General features: G+C 74.7%; 20 protein-coding genes, 1 tRNA gene and 2 pseudogenes. 20 read left to right on the top strand and 3 right to left on the bottom strand.

The features are described 5' to 3' along the window. Window positions 1-72: 72 nt before the first annotated feature. The 3 genes and pseudogenes from FB380_RS24360 to FB380_RS24035 form a co-directional block, all read left to right on the top strand. A pseudogene (locus FB380_RS24360) lies at window positions 73-1,167 on the top strand (PQQ-dependent sugar dehydrogenase); the annotation flags it as partial. A gap of 145 nt (window positions 1,168-1,312) precedes the next feature. Continuing rightward, window positions 1,313-2,353: pseudogene (locus tag FB380_RS24355) on the top strand (PKD domain-containing protein); the annotation flags it as partial. A gap of 74 nt (window positions 2,354-2,427) precedes the next feature. Next, window positions 2,428-2,889 carry an LGFP repeat-containing protein gene (locus FB380_RS24035; protein ID WP_208382723.1) on the top strand — a complete coding sequence of 154 codons (462 nt, stop codon included), beginning with the start codon at window positions 2,428-2,430 and terminating at the stop codon, window positions 2,887-2,889. A gap of 25 nt (window positions 2,890-2,914) precedes the next feature. On the opposite strand, the gene FB380_RS01990 is transcribed toward FB380_RS24035, so the two are convergent. Further along, complete coding sequence (locus tag FB380_RS01990; RefSeq protein ID WP_166753615.1) at window positions 2,915-4,438, bottom strand: dolichyl-phosphate-mannose--protein mannosyltransferase; 1,524 nt, start codon at window positions 4,436-4,438, stop codon at window positions 2,915-2,917. A gap of 54 nt (window positions 4,439-4,492) precedes the next feature. Between FB380_RS01990 and rsmI the strand changes: the two genes are divergently transcribed. Next, complete coding sequence (gene rsmI, locus FB380_RS01985; protein WP_166753614.1) at window positions 4,493-5,332, top strand: 16S rRNA (cytidine(1402)-2'-O)-methyltransferase; 840 nt, start codon at window positions 4,493-4,495, stop codon at window positions 5,330-5,332. Window positions 5,333-5,383: 51 nt separating this feature from the next. Here the strand turns inward: rsmI and FB380_RS01980 are convergent, their stop codons facing one another. Both FB380_RS01980 and FB380_RS01975 read right to left on the bottom strand, forming a co-directional pair. Continuing rightward, window positions 5,384-6,259 (bottom strand): endonuclease domain-containing protein, encoded by an 876-nt coding sequence (locus FB380_RS01980; RefSeq protein ID WP_229682058.1) that lies wholly within the window; start codon window positions 6,257-6,259, stop codon window positions 5,384-5,386. Window positions 6,260-6,393: 134 nt separating this feature from the next. Next, entirely contained in the window at window positions 6,394-7,494 is a 1,101-nt protein-coding gene (locus FB380_RS01975; RefSeq protein WP_229682057.1) for a magnesium and cobalt transport protein CorA, read from the bottom strand. 151 nt (window positions 7,495-7,645) lie between these two features. Here FB380_RS01975 and FB380_RS01970 point away from each other — a divergent pair, with 151 nt between their 5' ends. The 16 genes from FB380_RS01970 to FB380_RS01895 all read left to right on the top strand — a co-directional run bounded on the left by FB380_RS01970 (window position 7,646) and on the right by FB380_RS01895 (window position 24,776). After that, complete coding sequence (locus FB380_RS01970) at window positions 7,646-8,299, top strand: hypothetical protein (RefSeq protein WP_166753612.1); 654 nt, start codon at window positions 7,646-7,648, stop codon at window positions 8,297-8,299. Window positions 8,300-8,345: 46 nt separating this feature from the next. Beyond that, complete coding sequence (gene metG / locus FB380_RS01965; protein ID WP_166753611.1) at window positions 8,346-10,166, top strand: methionine--tRNA ligase; 1,821 nt, start codon at window positions 8,346-8,348, stop codon at window positions 10,164-10,166. Between the two features lie 72 nt (window positions 10,167-10,238). Then, window positions 10,239-11,108: a TatD family hydrolase gene (locus tag FB380_RS01960; protein WP_166753610.1), complete on the top strand. Its 870-nt coding sequence runs from the start codon at window positions 10,239-10,241 to the stop codon at window positions 11,106-11,108. Between the two features lie 106 nt (window positions 11,109-11,214). Next, complete coding sequence (locus FB380_RS01955; protein WP_229682056.1) at window positions 11,215-12,057, top strand: hypothetical protein; 843 nt, start codon at window positions 11,215-11,217, stop codon at window positions 12,055-12,057. 337 nt (window positions 12,058-12,394) lie between these two features. Further along, complete coding sequence (locus FB380_RS25215) at window positions 12,395-13,495, top strand: resuscitation-promoting factor (RefSeq protein ID WP_166753608.1); 1,101 nt, start codon at window positions 12,395-12,397, stop codon at window positions 13,493-13,495. A 94-nt stretch (window positions 13,496-13,589) separates the two neighbouring features. Further along, complete coding sequence (rsmA, locus tag FB380_RS01945) at window positions 13,590-14,444, top strand: 16S rRNA (adenine(1518)-N(6)/adenine(1519)-N(6))-dimethyltransferase RsmA (protein WP_166753607.1); 855 nt, start codon at window positions 13,590-13,592, stop codon at window positions 14,442-14,444. Window positions 14,445-14,511: 67 nt separating this feature from the next. Continuing rightward, complete coding sequence (locus FB380_RS01940; protein WP_166753606.1) at window positions 14,512-15,480, top strand: 4-(cytidine 5'-diphospho)-2-C-methyl-D-erythritol kinase; 969 nt, start codon at window positions 14,512-14,514, stop codon at window positions 15,478-15,480. A 129-nt stretch (window positions 15,481-15,609) separates the two neighbouring features. Continuing rightward, window positions 15,610-15,685: transfer RNA gene (locus tag FB380_RS01935), tRNA-Gln, on the top strand. 52 nt (window positions 15,686-15,737) lie between these two features. Next, the gene (gene glmU / locus FB380_RS01930; protein ID WP_229682055.1) at window positions 15,738-17,276 is read left to right on the top strand and encodes a bifunctional UDP-N-acetylglucosamine diphosphorylase/glucosamine-1-phosphate N-acetyltransferase GlmU; all 1,539 of its coding nucleotides are present in this window, start codon (window positions 15,738-15,740) and stop codon (window positions 17,274-17,276) included. After that, complete coding sequence (locus tag FB380_RS01925; protein WP_166753604.1) at window positions 17,273-18,253, top strand: ribose-phosphate diphosphokinase; 981 nt, start codon at window positions 17,273-17,275, stop codon at window positions 18,251-18,253. The genes glmU and FB380_RS01925 overlap by 4 nt, the downstream gene beginning before the upstream one ends. Before the next feature lie 412 nt (window positions 18,254-18,665). Then, entirely contained in the window at window positions 18,666-19,361 is a 696-nt protein-coding gene (locus tag FB380_RS01920; protein WP_166753603.1) for a 50S ribosomal protein L25/general stress protein Ctc, read from the top strand. A gap of 106 nt (window positions 19,362-19,467) precedes the next feature. Next, window positions 19,468-20,055, top strand: a complete 588-nt coding sequence (gene pth / locus FB380_RS01915; protein WP_166753602.1) for an aminoacyl-tRNA hydrolase — start codon at window positions 19,468-19,470, stop codon at window positions 20,053-20,055. Window positions 20,056-20,277: 222 nt separating this feature from the next. Next, window positions 20,278-21,783: a sugar transferase gene (locus FB380_RS01910; protein WP_166753601.1), complete on the top strand. Its 1,506-nt coding sequence runs from the start codon at window positions 20,278-20,280 to the stop codon at window positions 21,781-21,783. Window positions 21,784-22,045: 262 nt separating this feature from the next. Continuing rightward, the gene (locus FB380_RS01905) at window positions 22,046-23,314 is read left to right on the top strand and encodes a glycosyltransferase (protein ID WP_229682054.1); all 1,269 of its coding nucleotides are present in this window, start codon (window positions 22,046-22,048) and stop codon (window positions 23,312-23,314) included. After that, complete coding sequence (locus FB380_RS01900) at window positions 23,311-24,072, top strand: CDP-alcohol phosphatidyltransferase family protein (protein WP_229682053.1); 762 nt, start codon at window positions 23,311-23,313, stop codon at window positions 24,070-24,072. The genes FB380_RS01905 and FB380_RS01900 overlap by 4 nt, the downstream gene beginning before the upstream one ends. Continuing rightward, window positions 24,069-24,776 carry a hypothetical protein gene (locus tag FB380_RS01895; protein ID WP_166753599.1) on the top strand — a complete coding sequence of 236 codons (708 nt, stop codon included), beginning with the start codon at window positions 24,069-24,071 and terminating at the stop codon, window positions 24,774-24,776. The genes FB380_RS01900 and FB380_RS01895 overlap by 4 nt, the downstream gene beginning before the upstream one ends. Window position 24,777: the final 1 nt, after the last annotated feature.

Here is a 24,777-nt window from a genome sequence, read left to right as displayed (position 1 = left end):
ACCGCCCGGTGGGTCGGACCCGCACGCCTCTGACCTCCCGGATCCGTCGGACCTGCCTGTTACCTGTTCCGGGTGACAGCGGAGCGTGACAGCGCGGGGTCCAGGTGGTCGGCCCGGGGGATCGGGATAGCCGGGCGCGCGCTGCTGGTGCTCGCGCTGCTCGTGGCCGGGACCCTGGTGGGAGTGCCCGGGCGGGCGCAGGCGGCCGCGCTGCCGGCGGGGTTCACCGTCCGCGACCTGCCGAGCGGTCAGGACGGGGCGCTGACCGACTTCGCGTTCGCGCCCGACGGCAGCTGGTTCACCACGGGCAAGGACGGCCGGGTGGCCTGGGTGTCGGCCGCCGGCGAGGCGCGCACGCTGGCCCAGCTCCCTGTCGTCACCGTGCAGGACCTGGGGCTGACCGGGCTGGCGGTGCCCGCCGACTACGCGACCAGTCGGCGGATCTTCACCGCCCGCACACTGTCGGTCGACGGCCGGTGGACGATGCGGTTGAGCTCGTGGGCGGTCACCGGCGCTCCAGAGCCGACCGGGCTGGCGGACGAGCGGGTCATCTGGGACCTCGAGAGCTGGTCCGACGTGCACACCATGACGGCGCTCGTCCCGGATCCCGACGGCACGCTGTGGGTCAGCATCGGTGATGCAGCCGACTTCCGGTACGTCGACGAGCGGGCCCTCGGCGCTCTGGACCTCGACGACGGCCGCGGCAAGGTGCTGCACGTCCTGCCGGACGGCCGGGGGGTGTCGAGCAACCCCTACTACGACCCCGCCGCCCCCTCCTCGTGGCGGAGCCGGGTCTACGCCAGCGGGTTCCGCAGTCCCTTCCGGATGAGCCTGGACCCGGCCAGTGGGGCGCCGGTCCTCGGCGACGTCGGCTGGAACACTTGGGAGGAGGTCAACCTCATCCGCCCGGGGGCGAGCTACGGCTGGCCGTGCTGGGAGGGGGAGTTCCCGACACCCGGGTACGCCGACCTGGTCGCGTGCCAGGGGGTGACCCAGTCCTCGCCGCTGTACACCTACGCGCACGGCCCGGCCGGTACGAGCGTCACCGGCGGCATCGTCTACTCAGGCGCGAGCTACCCCGAGGAGTACCGCGGGGCCTACTTCTTCGGTGACTACTCGTCCCAGCGGGTCTACACCCTGCGCTACGACGCCCAGGGGCGGCTGGTCCGCGCTCCGGAGGCCGAGGGCTTCGGCGTCGGGAACGGCCTGCCGGTCAAGTTCGCCGCTGCGGTCCAACGGGGACGTGGTGTACGCCGACATCGGCGGCAGCGTGCTGAAGCGGCTCGTCTACGTGCCCGGGAACCGAGCCCCCATGGCCTCCGCGACGCTCACCACCGACCCGGCCACGGGGACGGTGACCTTCGACGGCACGGCCTCCAGCGACCTGGACGACGAGTCGCTGACCCACGAATGGGACTTCGGGGACGGCACCCGGGCCACGGGGCCGAGGGTGGTCCACACCTATCCGCCGGGAGGGGGCAGCTACACCGCCCGGCTCACCGTCACCGACGTCCTCGGTGCCACCGGGACGACCACGCTGCAGGTCGTGCCGTTCAACGGCTCCCCTGTCCTCACGCTCACCAGCCCCCCGGCGGACCGGCGCTTCGCCGTGGGGGAGACCGTCGCCGCGAGTGCGACCGCCACCGACCGGGAGGACGGCGCCCTGCCCGTCACCTGGAGCGTGCAGCTCGTGCACTGCAGCGGGGGGTACTGCCACGACCACCCCGGTGAGTCCTTCACCGGCGCCTCGTTCTCCCGGCCGTTCGACGACCACGGCGACCAGACCCAGCTGGAGGTCGTCGCCAGCGCACGGGACTCCTCGGGCGTGCGCGTCCAGCGGACGTTCGTGGCCGAGCCCCGGCTCCGGACCCTGACGGTCGAGGCCAGCACCCCCAGCGCGATAACCGTGAACGGTGTCGCCCGCGCCAGCGTCCCGATCACCGCAGGGGCGACGGTCTCGCTGATCGCCCCGTCGGTCGCGACCGACGGCGTGGCCACGTTCGAGCGGTGGTCCGACGGGACAGCCCGGGCGCGGACCTTGACCATGCCCGACCGGGACCTGGTCCTCGGTGTCGACTACCTCACTCCGATCGACCGCCGGTACGCCACCGACCCGGGGGTCCGGGCAGTGCTGGGGGCTCCTGTCGCCGCGGAGGTCGGGGACGCCGACCTCCGCTACCACGTGTACAGCGGCGGCCGGATGTACTGGTCGCCGCGGGCCGGGGCCCACGAGGTGCACGGCTCGATCGGCGTCACCTACCTGGACCTGGGCGGCGAGCTGAGGCACGGCGAACCGCTGACCGACGAGACCGCCACCCCCGACGGCGTGGGCCGCTACAACGACTTCGCCTTCGGCTCCTCGGTCTACTGGACGCCGAGCACCGGCGCCCACCAGGTCGGTGGTCGATCCGTGAGCTCTGGTCCGCGATGGGGAGGGAGCGCAGCGTCCACGGCTACCCGCGCAGCTCCGAGCAGAGCACGCCCAACGGGCGTGGCCGCTACAACGACTTCCAGGAGGGCGGCATCTACTGGCTGCCCGGCGTCGGTGCCCGCAGCGTGTACGGCGGCATCTACGACGCGTGGGCCCGCTTCGGCTGGGAGGGAGGCCGCCTGGGCTTCCCGCTCACGGACGAGACCAGCACCCCGGACGGCGTCGGTCGGTTCAACCACTTCGAGGGCGGGTCGATCTACTGGACGCCGGGCACCGGTGCGCAGCAGGTGGAGGGCTCCATCCGGGCCCGGTGGGCCGCCCTCGGCTGGGAACGCTCCTACCTCGGCTATCCCACGAGCGACGAGTACACGATCCCGGGCGGACGGCGTTCGGACTTCCAGGGCGGCTCGATCACCTGGGACGCGGCCACCGGCCGGTTGACCGAGCTCCGCCGCTGAGGACCGGTCGTGCTGACACCCGCGCTCAGAACCAGGAGGGGAACCACATCCGCTGCAGCCACTCCGCCTGCGACAGCGGCTGCCCGGTGAGCACCGGGTGGAAGAAGGCGAACGTCACCACCACCGCCGCCACGTACAGGCAGACGACGCCCAGCCCCACCTGGCGGCGCAGCGGGGACGCGTTCGGCGGGCCCAGCACGTCCTGCAGCACGAGCACCACCGCCAGCACGAAGAACGGCAGGGCGGGGGCCATGTAGAAGATGAACATCGTCCGGTCGAGGTTGAGGAACCAGGTGCCCCAGCCGGCGGCGATGGCGGTGAGGGCGACCACGGCCGCCTGGTCGTGCCGGACCAGGACCCGCCAGCCCAGCCACAGCAGCGCCGGGGTGAAGAGGAACCACAGCGTCGGCGTGCCCAGCATGAGCATGTACCGGACGACCTGGTCGCCCGCCGCGTCGGTGAGCCCCTGCGGGTTCCACAGCAGGATCGGCCGGCCGTCGACCAGCCACGACCACGGACTGGACTCCCACGGGTGCGGGCTCGACAGGCCGCTGTGGAAGTCCAGCCACTCGCCGTGCATGTGCCACAGCGAGCGCAGCGCGTCCGGCACGAAGCCGAACGAGGTGTCCGGGTTCTCGGCGGCCCAGTGCCGGCCCTGGGCGTTCTCGCCGCGGAACCAGCCGGTGAAGGAGGCCAGGTAGGTCAGCACCGGGACGACGGCGAGCGCCCAGGTCGCCCCGGGCAGGCCCCGGTGCAGCGCCGTCCAGGTGGGCCGGGGGACCCCCGCCTCGCGCCAGGCCGCCCGGTCCCAGAACAGCGAGAGGACCGCGAAGAAGGCCAGGAACCAGACCCCGCTCCACTTGACCGCACAAGCGCAGCCGAACAGCACCCCGGCGGCGATCCGCCAGCCCCGCGGGCCGAGCCGGAAGCCGGCCGCGGTCACCCGGTCGGCGCCGTCCCGGACCCGTTGCCGCACGCGGTCGCGGTCGACCACCAGGCAGGCCACCGCGCTGACCACGAAGACCTGCAGGAAGACGTCGAGCAGGCCGATCCGGCCGAGGGTGAAGGAGAAGCCGTCCACCGCCAGGAGCAGGCCGGCGAGCAGGCCGAGCAGCGTCGAGCCGGTCAGCCGGCGCGCCAGCCGGGTCAGGACGACGACCGCCACCGTCCCGGCCACCGCACTCGGCACCCGCCAGCCCAGCGGCCCGTACCCGAACACCTGCTCGCCCGCCGCGATGAGCCACTTGCCCAGCGGCGGGTGGACGATGAACGTGTAGCCGCGGTTGTACTCGTAGCCGAGCTCCAGCAGCTCGGCGCCCTCGGGCGGGTAGTACGCCTCGTCGAACACGAGCTCGGTGGGGTAGCCGATGTCCCACAGCCGGGCCACCAGGGTCACCAGCCCGAGCACGGCGGTGAGCACCGCAGCCAGCACCCGGTCGGTCGGCAGCGTCGGGGTGCCCTGCCGGCGGGGCCGGGGGAGCGGTGGGGAGCGGCGGGGAGTGGGGTCCTCGGCGGCCGACTCCGTGCGTTCCGGGACCAGCACCGCCATGCCGGCCAGGGTATGTGGCCGAGCTGGGTCAGCCGCCGTGACAGGCTCGATGCCATGACCGGACGACTCGTGCTGGGTGGCGCACCGCTGGGACAGCCCGGCGACGTCGGCCCGCGGCTGCGGCAGGCGATGGCCGACGCCGACGTCCTGGCGGTGGAGGACACCCGGCGGCTGCACCGGCTGGCCAAGGACCTGGAGGTGACCCTCACCGGCAAGGTGGTCACCTTCCACGAGACCGTGGAGCGGTCCCGGCTGCCCGGGTTGGTCGCGGCGATGACCGAGGGCCGCACCGTGCTGCTGATCACCGACGCGGGCATGCCGTCGGTCTCCGACCCCGGCTACACGCTGGTGCGGGCGGCGATCGAGGCGGGGATCGAGGTGACCTCGGTGCCCGGGCCGTCGGCCGTCGTGACCGCGCTGGCCGTCTCCGGGCTGCCCTGCGACCGCTTCACCTTCGAGGGGTTCCTCCCGCGCAAGGGCGGGGAGCGCCGGTCGGCGCTGGCGGCGCTCGCCGCCGAGCCGCGGACGATGGTGTTCTACGAGTCGCCGCACCGGCTGGCCGACGCCCTGACCGACGCGGCCGGTGCCCTCGGTGCCGACCGGCCCGCCGCGGTCTGCCGGGAGCTGACCAAGACCCACGAGGAGGTCCGCCGCGGCTCGCTGGCCTCGCTGGCCGAGTGGGCCGCCGAGGGGGTGCGCGGCGAGATCACCCTGGTGGTCGCCGGCGCCGTGGCCGGCCCGGCCAGCCTGACCCCGGCCGAGCTGGCCGCCGAGGTCGCAGCGGAGGAGGCCGCCGGCGCCGACCGCAAGGAGGCGATCCGCACCGTGATGGCCCGCACCGGCCTGCCGAGACGCGACGTCTACGACGCCGTCCTGGCCGCCAAACGCCCCTGACCCCCTCGCCATTGGTCACTGGCTGTCGTCCTCCGGCGAACGGGACGACGCTCAGCGACCAACGGCGAGGGCGGCGGCGATCCGGGCGATGAGGCGTTCGGGGGCGTGCAGGTCCGCTGCGGTCACGAACACCACCTGCCAGCCGGCCTCGCGCAGCCGGTTGAGGCGTTCGCGGTCGCGGGCGAACTGACCGGGCTCCGCGTGCCAGAGCCCGTCGTACTCCAGCGCCACCCGCTGGGCCGGCCAGCCGAAGTCGACGCGGGCGACGAACCGGCCGCCGTCCACGACCCGGTGCTGGGCCACCGGCGCGGGGAGCTGGCTGCGACCGATGAGCAACCGCACCCGGGTCTCCTGCGGCGACTCGGCCAGCCCGTCGGCCAGGGCGCAGGCGTGCCGGGCCCGTCTGCTCCCGGGGCCCATGGCGGCACCGGCGAGCCAGCGCACCTCAGCCAGGTCGGCTCCGCCCGCCACCACCAGCCGGTCCACCGCCACGACGCCGTCGTCGAGCGGGAGGGCGCCGGCGAGCTGCACCGCGGTCTGCTCCGGACTGGCGACCCACAGCCGGTCGTGCCGCAGCACGCGCTTGGCGTCGACGTCGGCCCGCCGGAAGCGGAGACCGGCCACCCGGACCCGGTTCGCCGGCGCCGGCAGCGTGAGCTCGACGTCGTCGTCCGGCCCCGCCAGGTCGACGCCCCAGACGACGGCCGCGCTGCGCCCGGTGACCACGGCGTCCGGCCAGCGCAGCGCTGCGCCCCGGACTCGGAGGCCGTGCGACCACGGCACGTCCCGGTGGACGTACACGTCCGGCCAGATCCGCCGCCAGACCTGGCTGCGCAACTGCCCCGTGGTGAGCAGGCCACGCTGGACGGCGTCGGAACCGAGGAAGGCCATGGCGCGCAACTCGGCGGGGACGGCGGCAGCAGGCACACACGGCACCGTGCCCGACGAGCCGTCACCACCGATCCCGCATCCACAGGCGACCGCCTCCGTTGGTCACTGGTCGCTGTCCCGCCGAGGTGGAGACAGCGACCAGTGACCAACGGCGCGGGACGCCGGGTGGGTCAGAGCCAGCCGGTGCGCTTGAAGCCGCGGTGCAGGGCCAGGCAGGAGAGCAGCATCACCAGCAGCGCGGCGGGATAGCCCCAGCGCTCGTCCAGCTCGGGCATGTACACGAAGTTCATCCCGTAGATGCCGGCGATGGCGGTGGGCAGCGCGATGATGCCGGCCCACGCGGAGATCTTCCGCATGTCCTCGTTGTCGGCCAGCGAGGTGCGCGCCAGCGAGGCCTGCAGGATCGAGGTCAGCAGCTCGTCCAGGCCGGTCACCTGGTCGCGCACCCGCAGCGCGTGGTCCTGGACGTCCCGGAAGTAGGACCGCATCGCCTCGGGCACCAGCTCGTTCGGCCGGTCGACCAGCGTGGCCAGCGGCAGCTCCAGCGGCAGCACCGCGCGGCGCAGCTGCATCAGCTCCCGCTTGAGCTGGTAGATGCGGCCGCTGTCGTCGGTGCGGCTCGGGCTGAACACCGAGGTCTCGACCTCCTCGACGTCCTCCTCCACCGCGTTGGCGACGTCGAGGAAGTCGTCGACGACGTGGTCGGCGATCGCGTAGAGGACGGCGGAGGGCCCGTTGCAGAGCAGGTCCGGCTGCTGCTCCAGCTGGGTGCGCAGCTCGCCCAGCTCACCGTGCGTGCCGTGCCGGACCGAGATCACGTGGTCGCGGCCGACGAAGACCATGATCTCGCCGGTGATCAGCACCTCGCTGGTGGCGGTCAGCTGGTCGTGCTCGACGTAGCTGGCCGTCTTGAGCACCATGAACATCGCGTCGTCGTAGCGCTCCAGCTTGGGCCGCTGGTGGGCGTAGACGGCGTCCTCCACGGCGAGCGGGTGCAGGCCGTAGTGCTCGCCGATCGCGGTCAGCTCCGCCTCGGAGGGCTCGTAGAGACCCAGCCAGACGAAGCCGCCCCGCTCGCGGGCCACCTCCAGCGCCTCGGACGGCGTGACGTCCAGCCGCTCGCCCCGCACGTAGACGGCGCAGTCGACCACCGGGTCGCCGCCGTCCCGCGGTGGCCGCACCTCGCGCGGTGCACCGGCGGGGGCGGGACGCAGGGTCTGCGGGAGGGCCGCGGGTGGGCGCTTGCTGGTCGTGCTCTCGGTGTCGGTCACCGGTCCTCCCTCGGTTCTGTCGGGGTACAGCATCCCCGCCTCCCGCCGGTCTCACCCCCGCGGGTGAGACCCGTCCGGGAGGCCTGCGGCCGGCCGCCGGAACGCCCGACCTGAACCGGGACACCCGTTCCCGCGGTCAGGAGACCCCCCCGTGCCCAGCGCCGTCCTCGACGCCCCCCGCGCCACCCCCGTCGTCCCGGCGACGGTGCGTCCGGTGCGGCTGCCGGCGACGGTGGCCGCCGCCGGTGGGCTCTCCGTGCTGGAGGCCCTCGGCCTGCTCGCCTTCGGGCTGACCAGCCTGGAGGGCGTCTTCGGCTCCGGGGTGCGCCCCTCCGGCTGGCTGGTCGCCGGAACGCTGCTGCTGCTCGCCGGCTGGGTCGTGGCGTGCGCCGGCGGTGGGGCCGGCCTCGTCGACGGGGCCGGCCGGATGCTGCTGGTCGCCGTCGCCTGCGGGGAGATCGCCCTGCTGGTCGTGTTCTGCGCGGTCGGGCTGGTCGGCGCCGACGGCGTCCTGCTGGTGGCGGTCGGCCCGCTCGACGGCGCGCCGCTGCCCGCTCTCGCACTGCTGGGCCTCGCCGTCCCCACCGGGAAGCTGCTGCTGGCCACCGCGCCGTCCGCGCTCGCCTGGGTGGCGGCCGGTGGGCGGCCCCGCCCGACCCGCCGCGCTCCCGTGGTCGAGCACCGCGTGCTCCGCGGCGTCACCCTGGCCGGCATCGGGCTGGCGCTGGCCGCCGTCGCCGTGGTGGGCGTCCCCGCCGCCGACCTCCCCGCACCGAGCACCGTCGCGGTCACCGACGCCCCCTGAGGACGCGCCGGTCGAGGCGGTGGACGCCGGTCACTACCCTCAGGCCGTGACAGATCGGCACATCCTCACCGCCGTCGCGTGGCCCTACGCCAACGGCCCGCGGCACATCGGGCACGTCTCCGGGTTCGGCGTCCCCTCCGACGTCTTCAGCCGGTTCCACCGGATGTCCGGCGACCAGGTGCTGATGGTGAGCGGCACCGACGAGCACGGGACGCCGATCACGGTCGCCGCGGACGCCGAGGGCATCACGCCCCGGCAGATCGCCGACCGCAACAACCGGGTCATCGTCGACGACCTGGCCAGCCTCGGGCTCAGCTACGACCTCTTCACCCGGACGACGACGGCCAACCACCGCGCGGTGAGCCAGGAGATCTTCCTGGGGCTGCTCAAGAACGGCTACGTCTTCCCGCAGACCACCCTGGGCGCGATCAGCCCGTCGACCGGCCGCACGCTGCCCGACCGCTACATCGAGGGCACCTGCCCGATCTGCGGCTACGACGGCGCGCGCGGCGACCAGTGCGACAACTGCGGCAACCAGCTGGACCCGATCGACCTGGTCAACCCGGTCAGCCGGATCAACGGCGAGACGCCGAAGTTCGTCGAGGAGGAGCACTACTTCCTGGACCTGCCGGCGTTCACCCGGGCGCTGGGCGACTGGCTGGGCACCCGGGGGAGCTGGCGGCCCAACGTCCTGAACTTCAGCGTCAACCTGCTGGAGGACCTCAAGCCGCGCAGCTACACCCGGGACATCGACTGGGGCGTGCCGGTGCCGCTGGACGGCTGGCGGGACCGGCCGGACAAGCGCATCTACGTCTGGTTCGACGCCGTCGTGGGCTACCTGTCGGCGTCGATCGAGTGGGCCCGCCGCTCCGGTGACCCGGAGGCCTGGCGGCAGTGGTGGCAGGCGCCGGACTCGGACGCCTACTACTTCATGGGCAAGGACAACATCGTCTTCCACTCCGAGATCTGGCCGGCCCAGCTGCTCGGCTACAACGGCGAGGGCGACAAGGGCGGGACGCCGGGCTCCTACGGCCGGCTCAACCTGCCGACCGAGGTGGTGTCGAGCGAGTTCCTGACCATGGAGGGGCGGAAGTTCTCCTCCTCGCGCAACGTGGTGATCTACGTCCGCGACTTCCTGTCCCGCTACGACGCCGACGCGCTGCGCTACTTCATCGCCGTGGCCGGCCCGGAGAACCAGGACACCGACTTCACCTGGGCGGAGTTCCTGCGCCGCAACAACGACGAGCTGGTCGCCGGCTGGGGCAACCTGGTCAACCGCTCGGTGTCGATGGCCGCGAAGAACGTCGGCGCCGTCCCGACCCCGGGGGAGCTGACCGACGCCGACCGGGCGCTGCTGGCCACCACGTCCGGGGCCTTCGACGCCGTCGGTGACCTGCTCTCGCGCAACCGGCAGAAGGCGGCGGCGACCGAGGCGATGCGGGTCGTCGGCGAGGCGAACAAGTACCTGTCGGACCAGGCGCCGTGGAAGCTCAAGGAGGACCCGGACCGCCGGGACACCGTGCTGCACACCGCGCTGCAGGCGATCAAGGACTGCAACGCCCTGCTGACGCCGTTCCTGCCGCACTCCGCGCAGCAGGTGCACGAGCTGCTGGGTGGCACCGGCGTGTGGTCGGCCGCCCCGCAGGTGGTCGAGACCGAGGACCTGGACGACGGCTCCCCGTACCCGATCATCACCGGGGCCTACGACCAGGCGCAGGCCGTCTGGGCCTCGACGCCGCTGCCGCCGCCGGGCACCCCGCTCGCCCCGCCGAAGCCGGTGTTCACCAAGCTCGACCCCTCGATCGTGGAGGAGGAGCTCGCGCGGCTGGAGGAGAAGGGCACCAGCGGCACGGACGGCGGAGCATGACCCGCGACACAGCCGAGACGGCCGACCTGCCGTGAGGGCAGAAATGGCCATTTCTGCCCTCCGGGTGACCGGGTGAGCCGGTCGGCGTCCTCGCGGGCGAACCGGCGGGGTGAGCCGCCGCCGTCCCCGGAGCCGCTGCCGTCCCCGGCGGTCGACAGCCACACGCACTTCGACATCGCCGTGGGCGGCGAGGACCGCGAGCCCACCGACGCCGAGGTCGACGAGGCGATCGCGGCCGCCGTGGCCGTCGGCGTCCCGCGGCTGGTGCAGGTCGGCGTGGACGTGGCGTCCTCGCGCTGGTCGGCCGAGCTGGCCGCGCGGCACCCGAACGTGCTGGCGGCGGTGGCGCTGCACCCGAACGAGGCCGGCGCCGGTGCGGCGACCGAGGCGGCGCTGGCCGAGATCGACCGGCTCGCCGCGTTGCCCCGGGTCCGGGCGGTGGGGGAGACCGGGCTGGACCGCTACCGCACCGGCCCGGAGGGCTGGGCCGCCCAGGAGGCGTCCTTCCGGGCGCACATCGACATCGCCAAGCGCCACGGGATCGCCCTGGTCATCCACGACCGCGACGCCCACGACGAGGTGCTCCGGGTGCTGGACGACGAGGGTGCTCCCGAGCACACCGTCTTCCACTGCTTCTCCGGCGACGCGGGGTTCGCCCGGGCCTGCCTCGAGCGCGGCCACGTGCTGTCCTTCGCCGGCACGGTCACCTTCTCCAGCGCCGGCGCCCTGCGCGAGGCGGCGGCGCTCACCCCGCTGGACCAGCTGCTGGTCGAGACCGACGCCCCGTTCCTGACCCCCGCCCCGCTGCGCGGGCGCCCCAACTCCGCCCGGCTGGTACCGCACACGGTGCGGGCGCTGGCCGAGGTCACCGGGGTGCCCCTGGACCAGCTCTGCGCGGCGCTGACCGGCACGGCGGAACGGGTCTTCGGCTCCTGGGGGTGATCACCCTCTCCGGGTGATCGCCCCGACGTCGGCGGCCAGGGCCCCAGGCGGTGCTCCGCGAACCCGGGGACGGCACATGGTGGCGGTGTCGTCCGGAAGGACGACAATGACCAGGGTGGGCCGTCTCATCGCCGTCGTGCTCTTCATCGCCTTGATGGTCCCGGCCGCCTTGCTGGCCCGGGGCTGGTCGCTCGCCGCCGGCCGGCGGGCCGTCGCCTCCGCCGGTGTCGAGTTCGTCCCGGTGACGCCGGAGGCCACCGCGCAACTGGCCCGCCAGGCCACGCACGCCCACCGGGTGCGCCTCCTCGGTCTGCTGCTCGGGGTGGCGCTGGTGGTCAGCACCGTGGTGGTGTTCGCCGAGGCGTCGGTCTTCCTCTGGGTGCCCGCCCTCGCCGTCGGCTCGCTGGCCGGGGTGCTGCTGGCCGAGGCGACCCGGCCGCGGCCACGCTGGGCGACCACCAGCCCGCCGCGCCGCCCCCGGCGGTCGGAGCAGATCTCGCTCTGGCTGCTGTGGACCATGCGCGGTGCGGTCGCGGGGGTCGTGCTCACCGCCCTGCTGCAGGTCGACGACCTGGCGTCGCCGGTCGTCGCCACGGCGACGGCGGTGCCGCTGGCCGGGTGGCTGCTGGCCGAGACCGCGCTGCTGCGGGTGCTGCTGCGCCCGCTGCCCGCCGAGGGCGCCGACGTGCCGGTCGACGAGGCGCAGCGCACCTGGACCGCGCACCTGTCGGTCGCCGCGGCCAGCGTGCTGGCCCTGCTGCCGCTGGGGGCGCTGCTGCTCCGCGCCGCGATCGACCTCGGCGACCGGGTGAGCTCCGACGGTGCGGGGCTGCTGCCGGTGGCCCTGGTCGCGGGCGGGTTCTCCGCGATCATCGCCGGACTGGTGGTCGCCGGGTTCCTGCTGACCTGGCTGCGCCCGGTGCGTCAGAGCTCGCCCGCGCTGGCCTGACGCCGTCCGGCCGGTGTGGCCTTGCGCACGGCCCCGACCCGGCCGGCTCGGTCGGTTCACGGCGCGTTTCTCACGCAGGGTGTCGGCGCGCCTGCGGAGTGCTGGGTCGACATGGTGATTCCCTGCTCGTGCACCGTTCTCTTCCGCCAGGCGTTCGTTATCGTGCCGTGACCGACAAGCCGGGGTGGGGAACACCTGGGCGTCCGTTCCTGCCCGGGTGACCGTTCCCGGACCCGGAGCTCGTCGGGCCGCACGGCGATGGACGCCGCCCTCCGGGTGGGTCCGTCGGCTGTCGCCCTCGTTCCCCTGCCCGGGGCCCGTGACCCGTGGATGTGTTGTGCACCGATCGCTGAAGTCGATTCTGTTCGCCCTGGTCCTGCTGGGCCTGGTGGGCGGTTCCGCCGCCTACTTCGCCGCCCAGAAGACGGTGACCCTGACCGTCGACGGCCAGTCGCGCGAGGTGCGCACCTACGCCGGCACGGCCGCTGAGGTGCTGGCCGACGAGGGCCTGCGGCCCGCGTCGCACGACGTCGTCCTCCCCGACCCCGGCGACGCCATCGGCGACGGCGCCACGATCGTGCTCAACCGCGCCCGCCCGCTGGCCCTGACCGTCGACGGGGTGCGCACCGACGTCCACACGACGGCGCTGTCCGTCGCCGACGCGCTCGACGAGCTCGGGTACCGCACCGACGAGCTGGTGCTGTCGGCCAGCCGCAGCCAGCGTCTGCCGCTGGACGGCATGGACCTCGCCATCACCACCACCAAGGACGTCACGCTGGTCGCCGACGGGCAGCAGCGGGTGGTCACCACCACCGCGGCCACCGCCGGTGACCTGCTGGCCGAGCAGGGCATCGCACTGTCGGCCACCGACCGCACCTCGGTCTACCCGCAGCAGCCCCTGCTGGACGCGATGGTCCTGCGCGTCACCCGGGTCGTCGTCACCGACGTCACCGAGGTCCGGCCGCTGGACTACGCGACCGTCGAGACGCCGGACCCGGAGGCCTTCCAGGGTCAGCGCACGGTCACCCAGAAGGGGGTCGAGGGCGCGCAGACGGTCACCTGGCGGGTCACCGTCACCGACGGGGTCGAGACCGGGCGGGAGCAGCTCGGCGTCGAGGTCAGCACCCCGGCGGTCGACCAGCAGGTGGCCGTGGGCACCAAGGAGAAGCCGGCCGCCCCGGCGGCCGTGGTCAGCGCGGACGGGCTGAACTGGGCGGCGCTGGCCGCCTGTGAGTCCGGTGGCCGGCCCACCGCGGTGAGCGGCACCGGCAAGTACCGCGGCATGTACCAGTTCTCCACGGGCACCTGGGCCGCCGTCGGGGGCAGCGGTGACCCGGCCGCCGCGTCGGCCGAGGAGCAGACCATGCGGGCGCAGATGCTGTACGCGCGTTCCGGCGCGGGGCAGTGGCCGCACTGCGGCCCCCGCCTGTTCGGCTGATGCAGGTGGGAGGACCCCGTCGCCACCCGGCCCTCGCGGGCCCGGGTCGGGAGCCGGCGACGGGGCCGGAGCCCCGCGTGCGGCGGGGCCGGGCGTGACGGCCCTGCTCGGCGCGGCCGCGATCCGCGAGCTGGCCCAGCAGCTGGACCTGCGACCGACCAAGACGCTCGGGCAGAACTTCCTGCACGACGCCAACACGATCCGCAAGATCGTCCGGACCGCCGACCTGCAGGACGACGACGTCGTCTGCGAGGTGGGACCGGGTCTCGGGTCGCTGACCCTGGGCCTGCTGCCCGCCTGCGCGCACGTGACCGCCGTGGAGATCGACCCCCGGCTGGCCGACCGGCTGCCGGCGACCGTGGCCGAGCGGGCCCCGGAGCTGGCCGGGCGGCTCACCGTGGTGACCGCGGACGCGCTCCGGGTGCAGGAGCTGCCCGGGCCCCCGCCCACGGCCCTGGTGGCGAACCTGCCCTACAACATCGCCGTCCCGGTGCTGCTGCACCTGCTGGAGCTGCTGCCCAGCATCCGCACCTCGCTGGTGCTGGTGCAAGCCGAGGTCGCCGACCGGCTCGCCGCCGCGCCCGGCACACCCGCCTACGGGGTGCCCAGCGTCAAGGCCGCCTGGTACGCCGACGTCCGGCGGGCCGGCAACGTCCCGCGGCCGGTCTTCTGGCCGGTGCCCAACGTCGACTCCGGGCTGGTCGCGCTGACCCGCCGCCCGGCGCCGCCCGGCGACCGGGCGGCCACCTTCGCCGTCATCGACGCGGCCTTCGCCACCCGCCGCAAGGGCCTGCGCGCGGCGCTGGCCCGCTGGGCCGGCAGCCCGGCCGCCGCGGAGGTCCGGCTGCGCGCCGCCGGCATCGACCCGACCACGCGGGGCGAGCAGCTGTCGGTCACCGACTTCGCCCGGCTCGCGGCCACCGAGCCGGTCACCGCGAACGAGCAGTAGCGCGAGGCACGGCCGGGCGACAGGGTGGGCCGGTGGACGACGGCGGACCGGCGGGCAGGATGACCCGGTGAGCAACGCGACCGCAGGCGGCCCCGGCCGGCTCGCCGGCAACGGCGCCGTCACGGCGCGGGCGCCCGCGAAGGTCAACGTGCACCTCGGCGTGGGGCCGCTGCGGGCCGACGGCTTCCACGAGCTGGAGACGGTCTTCCTCGCCGTGTCGCTGTTCGACACGGTCACCGTCCGCCGCGCCGACGGGCTCTCCCTCACCGTCCGCGGCGAGGGGGCCGACGGCAGCGCCGGCCCGGCGAGCGTGCCCACCGACCAGCGCAACCTGGTCTGGCAGGCCGCCGAGCTGCTCGCCCGGCACGCCGGGGTGGCGGCCGACGCGCACCTGACCGTCGACAAGTCGATCCCGGCCGCGGCCGGGCTGGCCGGCGGCAGCGCCGACGCCGCGGCCACGCTGGTCGCGCTCGACGCGCTGTGGGGGACCCGGGCCACCCGCGGTGACCTGGCCGCCCTCGCCGCCCAGCTGGGCAGTGACGTGCCGTTCAGCCTGCTCGGCGGGGTGGCGCTGGGCACCGGGCGGGGCGAGCGGCTGACCCCGGTGCTGGCCCGCCGGCGCTGGGACTGGGTGCTCGGCATCGCCGGCGAGGGGCTCTCCACCCCCACGGTCTACGGCGAGCTGGACGCCCAGCGGGCGGCCGGGACGCTGCCCGACGGCGAGCTGATGGCCACCACCGAGCCGGTGCTCGCCGCACTGCACAGCGGTCCGGCGTCGGCGCTGGCGGCCGCGCTGCACAACGACCTCCAGGCGCCGGCGCTCCGGCTGCGCCCCGAGCTGGCCCGGGCGATGCAGGTCGCGACCGAGGCCGGGGCGCGGGCGGCCCTGGTCAGCGGCTCCGGCCCGACGGTGGCCGCGCTGGCCGAGGACGAGGACGGCGCCGTCCGGCTGGCCGCCGAGCTCGCCGGCGCGGGTGTGTTCCGGGCCGTGCGGGCCGTGCACGGCCCCGTCCACGGCGCCCGCCTGGTGGGCTGAACGACCTCGGGCCCCGGGTGTCCCCGGCCCCCGTCCGACGCGGGTGCCGACCGGGCCTGGGTGCCCGCGCCCGACGTCGGCCCTAGGCTCAGGGTGGGTCGCCGCGGTTCTGCCCGGTGGGCCCGTCGATGGGGGATGGGGTAATCGGCAGCCCGCCGGCCTTTGGAGCCGTGCAGTCTCGGTTCGAGTCCGAGTCCCCCAGCCACTCAGCGCCCACGCGCGCCGCCCGACCATCGCCATCGCGAGGAGCTCGTTCCGTGACCCTGCAGGACACCACGCCCGCACCGGACGGCGCCGTCGGCGCCGTCGTCGTCCTCGCCGCCGGGCAGGGGACCAGGATGCGCTCGCGCCTGCCCAAGGTGCTGCACCCGCTCGGCGGCCGCTCGCTGCTGGGGCACGTGCTGGCGGCGGCCGCCCCGCTGGGGGCCGCCCAGACCGTCGTCGTCGTCGGGTCCGGGCGGGAGGCGGTGACCGCCCACCTCGGCGAGATCGCCCCCGAGGCGCTCCCGGTCGTGCAGCAGGAGCAGCTCGGCTCCGGGCACGCCGCGGCGGTCGCCCTGGACGCGCTCGCGGAGGTGCGCGGCGCGGTGCTGATCCTCAACGGGGACGCGCCGCTGCTGCGCCAGGAGACGCTGACCGCACTGGTCGGGGCGCACCAGCAGGCCGGCGACGTGCTCACCGTGCTCACCGCCGAGGTGGCCGACCCGACTGGCCTGGGACGGATCGTCCGGGACGCCGGCGGTGCGGTGCGGGCCATCGTCGAGGAGCGGGACGCCGACGACACCCAGCGGGCGATCCGCGAGGTCAACGCCGGGGTGTACGTCGGCGACGCCGCCGCCGTCCGGGAGGCGCTGACCCGGGTCGGGGCCGCCAACGACCAGGGCGAGCAGTACCTGACCGACGTCCTGGGCCTGCTGGTCGCCGACGGCGCGCCGGTCGGCGGGCACCGGGCAGCCGACCCCGACGACACCCTGGGCTGCAACGACCAGCGCGAGCTGGCCGCCCGGCGCCGCACCATGAACGACCGGGTGCTCGACGACCTGATGCGCGCCGGGGTGGTCGTCGTCGACCCGCTCACCACCTGGGTCGACGTGACCGTCGAGGTCGGAGCGGAGACCGTCCTGCACCCCGGGACGCAGCTCCTCGGCGCGACCACCGTCGCTGCCGGCGCGGTCGTCGGCCCGGACAGCACGCTCGTCGACACCGAGGTGGGGGAGGGGGCGTCGGTGGTCCGGTCGCACGTCCAGCTGGCCGAGATCGGCCCGGCCGCGACCGTCGGCCCGTTCAGCTACCTCCGCCCCGGCACCCGGCTGGGCCGCGGGGCCAAGGTGGGGGCCTACGTCGAGACGAAGAACGTCCAGGTCGGCGAGGGCTCCAAGGTGCCGCACCTGTCCTACGTCGGCGACGCGACCATCGGGGAGCGCAGCAACATCGGCGCCGCGACGGTGTTCGTCAACTACGACGGCGTGGACAAACACCGCACCACGGTGGGCGACCACGTGCGGATCGGCTCGGACACCATGCTCGTGGCGCCGGTCACCGTGGGCGACGGGGCCTACACCGCCGCCGGCTCCGTGATCACCACCGACGTCCCGCCCGGGGCGATGGGCGTCGCCCGGGCCCGCCAGCGCAATGTGGCAGGCTGGGTGGCGCGGCGCCGTCCGGGCACGCCCGGCGCAGAGGCAGCAGCAGCGGCCGGCGACGCAGCGGCCGCCGCAGCCATCGACACACGGACCACCGAGTCCGCGGACCGGCCCCCGGCCGCGACGGACGACGACCAGCAAGGGCGATCATGAGCGCGATCAGGCAGACCACCAACAAGAGCCTGATGCTCTTCTCCGGCCGGGCCTACCCCGAGCTGGCGACCGAGATCGCCGGGCACCTCGGCGTCACCCCCACCCCCACCTCGTCCTACGAGTTCGCCAACGGTGAGCTGTTCGTGCGGTTCGAGGAGTCGGTGCGCGGCTGCGACGCCTTCGTGGTGCAGAGCCACACCGCGCCGATCAACACCTGGCTCATGGAGCAGCTGATCATGGTCGACGCGCTCAAGCGCGCCTCGGCCAAGCGGATCACCGTCGTCGCCCCGTTCTTCCCCTACGCCCGGCAGGACAAGAAGCACCGCGGCCGCGAGCCGATCTCCGCCCGGCTCGTCGCCGACATGTTCAAGACCGCCGGCGCCGACCGGCTGATGACCGTCGACCTGCACACCGCGCAGATCCAGGGCTTCTTCGACGGCCCGGTCGACCACCTGTTCGCCATGGACCTGCTCATCGACGAGGTCAAGCGCAAGTGGGGCGACCGCGACCTCACCGTCGTCTCGCCCGACTCCGGCCGCGTCCGGGTCTCCGAGCGGTGGAGCGACAAGCTCGGCGGCACCCCGCTGGCCTTCATCCACAAGACCCGCGACGTCACCCGGCCCAACGAGGTCGTCGCCAACCGGGTCGTCGGTGAGGTCGAGGGCCGGGTCTGCATCCTGGTCGACGACATGATCGACACCGGCGGCACGATCTCCAAGGCCGCCGAGACGCTGTTCGAGTCGGGCGCCGCCGACGTGATCATCGCCGCCACCCACGGGGTGCTCTCCGGCCCCGCGGTCGACCGGCTCAAGAACAGCCGGGTCAGCGAGGTCATCATCACCAACACGCTCCCGATCGAGCCCGAGCGTCGCTTCGACAAGCTGACCGTGCTCTCGATCGCCCCCCTGCTCGGCCGGGCGATCAAGGAGGTCTTCGAGGACGGCTCGGTGACGAGCTTGTTCGGCGGGGCCTCGTAGGACGGCGACCCTCCGGGCCGCACCGCGGCCAGGGGGCGTGCCCGGCTTGAGTTGAGCCGTTGCCTGCGGCGACGTCAGGGACCCTCCGGGCCCCGTGACGTCGCCGCAGACGGACCCACCTGCGGTCCCGCCCGGGAGCCTCCGGCCCCGCGGCCGGTCCCGCAGACGCCCCTTCGGGTCGACGGGTCCGGGGTTCCCCCGCTGGTGGCGTTGGGGCCCTCCGCTGGTGACGTTGGGGAGTCGTCCCACGTCCCCGTCTCGGGGGCCTCGGGGCTCAGGTACGCTCGTGGAGTTGCCCGGCGAGGGAGCGGTTCTCCGACTCCGTGATCGACGTGCGTCTGCCCTCCAGGGGTGTGCCGCGCTCGTGCGCTGAGCACACAGACCCGATCCACCTGTTGAGGAGCACACCACCGTGGCTGAATTCCGCCTCGCCGCCGAGCCCCGCACCGAGTTCGGCAAGGGCAGTGCCCGCCGGACCCGTCGCGAGGGCCGTGTCCCCGCCGTCCTGTACGGGCACGGCCAGGACGTCGTCCACCTGTCGCTGCCGGCCCGCGAGTTCGCCGCGGCCCTGCGCAACGGCGGCACCAACGTGCTGCTGACCATCGAGCTGGACGGCAAGGACCAGCTGGCGCTGACCAAGGCGGTCCAGCGGGACCCGATCACCCGCATCCACGAGCACGTCGACCTGCTGCTGGTCCGCCGCGGCGAGAAGACCACCGTCGACGTCCCGGTCGTCATCACCGGCGAGCCGGCCCCGGACACGATCAGCAACCACCAGCTGAACAGCGTCCTCGTCGAGGCCGACGCCACCAACCTGCCGGAGTCGATCGAGGTCGACATCACCGGCCGTACCGCGGGCAACGGCATCACCGCCGGCGACCTGCCGCTGCCGGCCGGCGCGACGCTGATCACCGACCCGGAGGCGCTGGTCATCGGCTTCCTGGGTGCGCCGACCGCCGCCGAGCTCGAGGCCGAGCTGGAGGAGGCCGAGGCCGAGGCCGGCATCGAGCGCGACGAGTCCGAGACCGACGGCGACGTCGTCCCGGAGCCGCAGGACCAGGGCAGTGGCGAGTCGATGGACGCCGCCGAGAACTCCAGCGACGACTGAGCACCACGCTCACCGGAGGACGACGCTGACCGAGAGCACGGCCCGCAGGGGCGCCGGCACCGCCGGCGCCCCTGCGGCGTCCCCCGCCCCCGCCCCGCCGGCCCCGGTGTCGGACGGGCCGTTCCTGGTCGTCGGGCTGGGCAACCCCGGCCCCGGCTACGCCGGCAACCGGCACAACGTCGGTGCGATGGTGCTGGCCGAGCTGGCCGCCCGGGCCGGCGTCCGGCTGTCACCGGGCAAGGGCCCCCGCGCCCGGTCGCAGTCCGGTGAGGGCCGCCTCGCGGGCCGGCGGGTGGTGCTCGCGGTGCCGTCCAGCTACATGAACGAGTCCGGTGGCCCGGTCCGCGGGCTGCTCGACTACCACCACCTGCCCGCCACCGACCTGGTCGTCGTCCACGACGAGCTCGACCTCGACTTCGACGTGGTGCGGCTCAAGCGCGGTGGCGGCGAGGGCGGGCACAACGGCCTGCGCTCCATCTCCCGCTCCACCGGCACCCGCGACTACCTGCGGGTCCGGGTCGGGATCGGCCGGCCGCCCGGCCGCCAGGACCCCGCCGACTACGTCCTCAAGGACTTCTCGGCGACCGAGCGCAAGACCCTCGAGCTGCTCGTCGCCGAGGCCGCCGACGCCACCGAGCTGCTGCTCGAGCGCGGCCTGGAGGCGGCGCAGAACACCGTCCACCCCCGCAGCTGACCACCCTCCGGGCGCACCGTCGCCCGGACGGGTGGTAGCGGCCGGAGGCCCGTCCCCATCGGGTGAAGCACCGCCGGCTGCGTTGCCCCCGCTCGTCACCGCCTGTGATGGTTGCTGAGCGTCACCAGTGCAGCGGCTCGTCCGGGTCCGTCCCGGATGCGTGCCCCTCCTGCGTGTCGCCGGCGGACTGTGCGTGATCACTGCGGAGAACCTGGGGGCCCCATGCTGCTCGAACGTGCGGAGACGACCGACCTGATCGGTCACGCACCGTCGGCGGCGGTCCCGTCCACCCCGACCGTGCTGCGGCTGCCGGCCGCCGTCGCCCCCGCCCGGGGGACCGCCCGCTGGGTCCGGCGGCACCGCGCCGGGCTGGTCCTCGGTGAGGCGCTGATCGCGGCGTCGGCCGCGGCCGTGGTCCTCCTCGCCCACGACGGGCCGGTGCTGGGCAGCGTCCTGGCCTGGGCCGGTCTGAGCCTGGTCGCCGCCTGGCCGGCGCTGCTCGCGGTCACGGGCGCCTACGAGGAGCGCTGGTTCGGCGTCGGCAGCGACGAGTTCCGTCGCGTCGGCCGGGCCGGTCTGCTGCTGCTCGCCGGGATGGGCTTCGTCAGCTACGCCGCCGAGCTCGACCTCAGCCGCGCGCTCGTCGTGCTCGCCGTCCCGGCGCTCACCGCGGCGACGCTGGTCGGGCGCTACGCCGCCCGGCGGGTGCTGCACCGCCGGCGGATGGACGGGCGCTGCGTCAAGCGCGTCGTCGTCGTCGGGCGCGGAGGAGCCGCCCTCGACCTGGTCGACCGGCTGCACCACACCCGGCACGCCGGGCTGGAGGTCGTCGGCCTCTGCGTGACACCGGACGACCGCGCCCGGGTGGCCCGGGTGGCCGGCCTGCCGGTCGCCGGCCTGGACGACGTCCTCGGGCTCGCCGGCCGGGTCGGGGCCGACACGATCGCCGTCACCTCGGCCAGCGAGACGGCGTCCCAGTACCTGCGGACCCTGTCCTGGCAGCTCGAGGGCTCCGGCCTGGAGCTGCTCGTGGCCCCCGGGCTGGTCGAGGTGGCCGGGCCGCGGCTGCACATCCGGCCCTTCGACGGGCTGCCCCTCCTCTCGGTCGAGCAGCCCCGGTTCGAGGGCTGGCGCCGGGTGGTGAAGGGGGCACTCGACCGGTCGGTCGCCTCCGCCGCCCTGCTCCTCCTAGCCCCGGTCCTGCTCGCGCTCGCCCTGGCCGTCCGGCTGTCCGGCCCCGGGCCGGTCCTCTACCGCCAGCAGCGGGTCGGGCTCGGCGGGCAGCACTTCACGATGCTGAAGTTCCGCAGCATGGTGGTGGGCGCCGACCAGCAGGTCGCCGGGCTCGCGGCGGGCAACGAGGCCGACGGGCTGCTGTTCAAGATGCGGCAGGACCCGCGCGTGACGCCGGTCGGGCGCTGGATGCGCCGGCTCTCCCTGGACGAGCTGCCCCAGCTGGTCAACGTGCTCATCGGGGACATGTCGCTGGTGGGCCCGCGCCCGCCGCTGCCCGACGAGGTCGCGCGCTACGACACCTCGGTCAGCCGCCGGTTGCTGGTGAAGCCGGGCCTCACCGGGCTCTGGCAGATCTCCGGTCGCAGCGACCTGCCGTGGGAGGAGGCCGTCCGGCTGGACCTCCGCTACGTGGAGAACTGGTCCCTGGCCTTGGACGTGCAGATCCTCTGGAAGACCGCCCGCGCGGTGGTCTCGGCGTCCGGCGCCTACTGAGCCCGCGCAACGCAACCGGCGGCCACGAACGGGCTCCGGCGTCCTCCCTCCGGGTGAGCGCACCGCTGCGAACGGCGACGCCGCTCCGCAGCCGGGGGAGGGTCGGGGTGGGGACGGCCGGCACGGCCCGTCCAGCACGTGCACGTCGGTCGGTCGCCGTTCCTCCTCCCGAGGCCGGCGCCGACTCCGAGGAACGGAGCCAGAGGCCATGCCACCGAGGAGGTCGGGCGCCCTTCGCATCGCCCTGGTCGGGACGCGGGGCGTGCCTGCGCGGTACGGCGGCTTCGAGACCGCCGTCGAGGAGGTGGGCCGGCGCCTGGCCGACGCCGGTCACGACGTCGTCGTCTACTGCCGCACCACCACCGGCGGACCGCGGCCGGCGACCCACCTGGGGATGCGGCTGGTGCACCTGCCCGCCCTGCGCCGCCGGTCGCTGGAGACGCTGAGCCACACCGGCCTGTCGGTCGCGCACCTGCTCACCCACCGGGTCGACGCCGCGATCGTGTTCAACGCGGCCAACGCGCCGTGGCTGCCGCTGCTGCGGGCGGCCGGCATCCCGGTGGCCACCCACGTCGACGGCCTGGAGTGGAAGCGCGCCAAGTGGGGCGGGATCGGCAAGCGCTACTACCGCGTCGTCGAGGCGCTGTCGGTCCGCTGGTCCGACGCCCTGATCGCCGACGCGAAGGGCATCGCCGACTACTACCGCGACGAGTTCGCGGCCCCGACCGAGCAGATCGCCTACGGCGCGCCGAAGACCGACGGCGCCGGGTCCGACCGGCTGTCGTCCGTGGACCTGACGCCGGGTGGCTACCACCTCGTCGTCGCCCGCTTCGAGCCGGAGAACCACGTCGACGTGATCGTCGACGGCTACCGGCGCAGTGACGCCGAGCTGCCGCTCGTGGTCGTCGGGTCGGCGCCCTACGCCGACGACTACACCCGCCGCGTCCACGCGCTCGCCGACGACCGGGTGCGCTTCCTCGGCGGGGTCTGGGACCAGGAGCTCCTCGACCAGCTGTACGTGCACTGCGCGACCTACCTGCACGGGCACTCCGTGGGCGGCACCAACCCCTCCCTGCTGCGGGCGCTGGGCGCCGGCGCGGCGACGATCGCCTACGACGTCTCCTTCAACCGGGAGGTGCTGGAGTCCAGCGGGCGCTACTTCCGGACGCCGGACGACGTCACCTCCGCGCTGCACGAGGCCGAGCGCGAGCCCGAGAAGCTCCGCCGCCGCGGCAAGCGGGCGCGCCTGCTCGCCGCCCGGTACGACTGGGACCACGTGGCGGCCCGGTACGAGGAGCTGTGCCGCGCGCTGGCCGCCCGGGCCTTCCCCCGGACCCGCCCGAGCGGCCGGCGGCTGCGGCTCGGGCCGGCTGCCGGCATCGGGACCAACGAGTGGCCGCTGGTCCAGCCCGCCCCCGTCCCCCAGGGCGGCGGTGCCCCTCGACCCCGCCGGGCAGCCGACCGGCCGGCCGCGCGACCCGCAGTGGCCGCGTCGGGCGACGTCCCGCCGGCCCGGACGGCGCAGTCGTGACGACGGTGCCCGCCTCCGTGGCCCGCCCGGAGGGGACGGTCGCCGACACCGTGCGCCGGCTGGCCGGCGCGCAGAAGGGTGCCCAGGGCGCCCCGGCCTACTCCCGGTTCGTGAACCGGAAGCTGGGACGGGTGCTCGCGGCCCTGGCCTTCCACGCCGGGCTCACCCCGAACGCGGTCACCGGGATCAGCGCCGTCTGCACGTTCAGCGGCATCGCCGTGCTCGCCCTGGTGCCGCCGTCCTGGCCGATGGGCCTGGCGGTCGCGGTGCTGCTGGTGCTCGGGTACGCCTTCGACTCCGCCGACGGCCAGCTGGCGCGGCTGCGGGGCGGTGGCTCCGCGGCCGGCGAGTGGCTGGACCACATGGTCGACGCACTCAAGATCGCCAGCCTGCACCTCGCGCTGCTGATCGGCTGGTACCGGTCCGGGCTCGTCGAGGGCGAGGCGTGGCTGCTGCTGCCGCTGGGCTTCTCCGCCGTCTCGGTCGTGCTGTTCTTCGGCACCCTGCTCAACGAGTCGCTGCGTGCCCAGCACGGCGTCCGCACCCGCGCGGCGCACACCGCCGGCGAGCGGCCCAGCGTGCTGCGGTCGCTGCTGGTGGCGCCGACCGACTACGGGTTGCTGTGCCTGGTGTTCCTGCTGCTGGGTGCGCCGCTGGTCTTCCTGTGGGCCTACGGCCTGCTGTTCCTCGCCACGGCCGGCTACCTGGCCCTGGCGTGCGTCAAGTGGTTCGGCGAGATGGAGAGGCTGGGGCGATGAGCGCAGCGGCAGGGCAGGACGGGGCACCGCAGGGGTGGCGCCGGCGACGCGGGGTCGTGCTGGCGGTGGCCGTGGTCGCGGTGGTGGCCCTCCTCGTCGTCCTGGGGTCCGTGGTCGGTGGGGGCGGGGACGACGACGGGACGACCGCGGCCGGCGGGGCGTCGACGGTCACTGCGTCGCCCTCGGCGTCCGGGACGGCATCGGCAACGGCACAGCCCGCCGAGGGGACGGACCCCGGTGACCCGGTGCCGGCCCCGGCCACCAGCACGTCGCCGGACGCCGCACCGGTCGTCGCGGACACCCTCCCGGAGGAGCTGACGCCGGTCGCCTTCGACGTCACGGTGGACGTGGCGGGGGTGACCGCCTCGGTGGTCCGGATCGAGTCGATCGACGGGCAGGCGACCGGCCCCGGGGACGTCGCCGGTCCGGCGGTGCGGGTCACGGTCCGCATCGACAACACGACGGGGGAGCTGACCTCTGTCGACGGGGTCTCGGTCAACGTCTTCTCCGGCCCGGACCGGGTACCGGCGACACCGCTCGGCGACCCGTCCCAGGCGCCCCTCTCCGGGAACGCACCTGCGGGCGGCAGCGTCGAGGGCGTCTACGTGTTCAGCGTGCCCGCCGCGGCACAGGACGACGTCACCGTCCAGGTGGGTCTGCGCGCCGACGCCCCGCGCGCCGTGTTCTCCGGCGCTGTGCGCTGAC

This window comes from Modestobacter marinus, from assembly GCF_011758655.1.
GTDB classification, from domain to species: domain Bacteria; phylum Actinomycetota; class Actinomycetes; order Mycobacteriales; family Geodermatophilaceae; genus Modestobacter; species Modestobacter marinus.
This window is presented reverse-complemented; position numbering and strand designations above follow the sequence as displayed.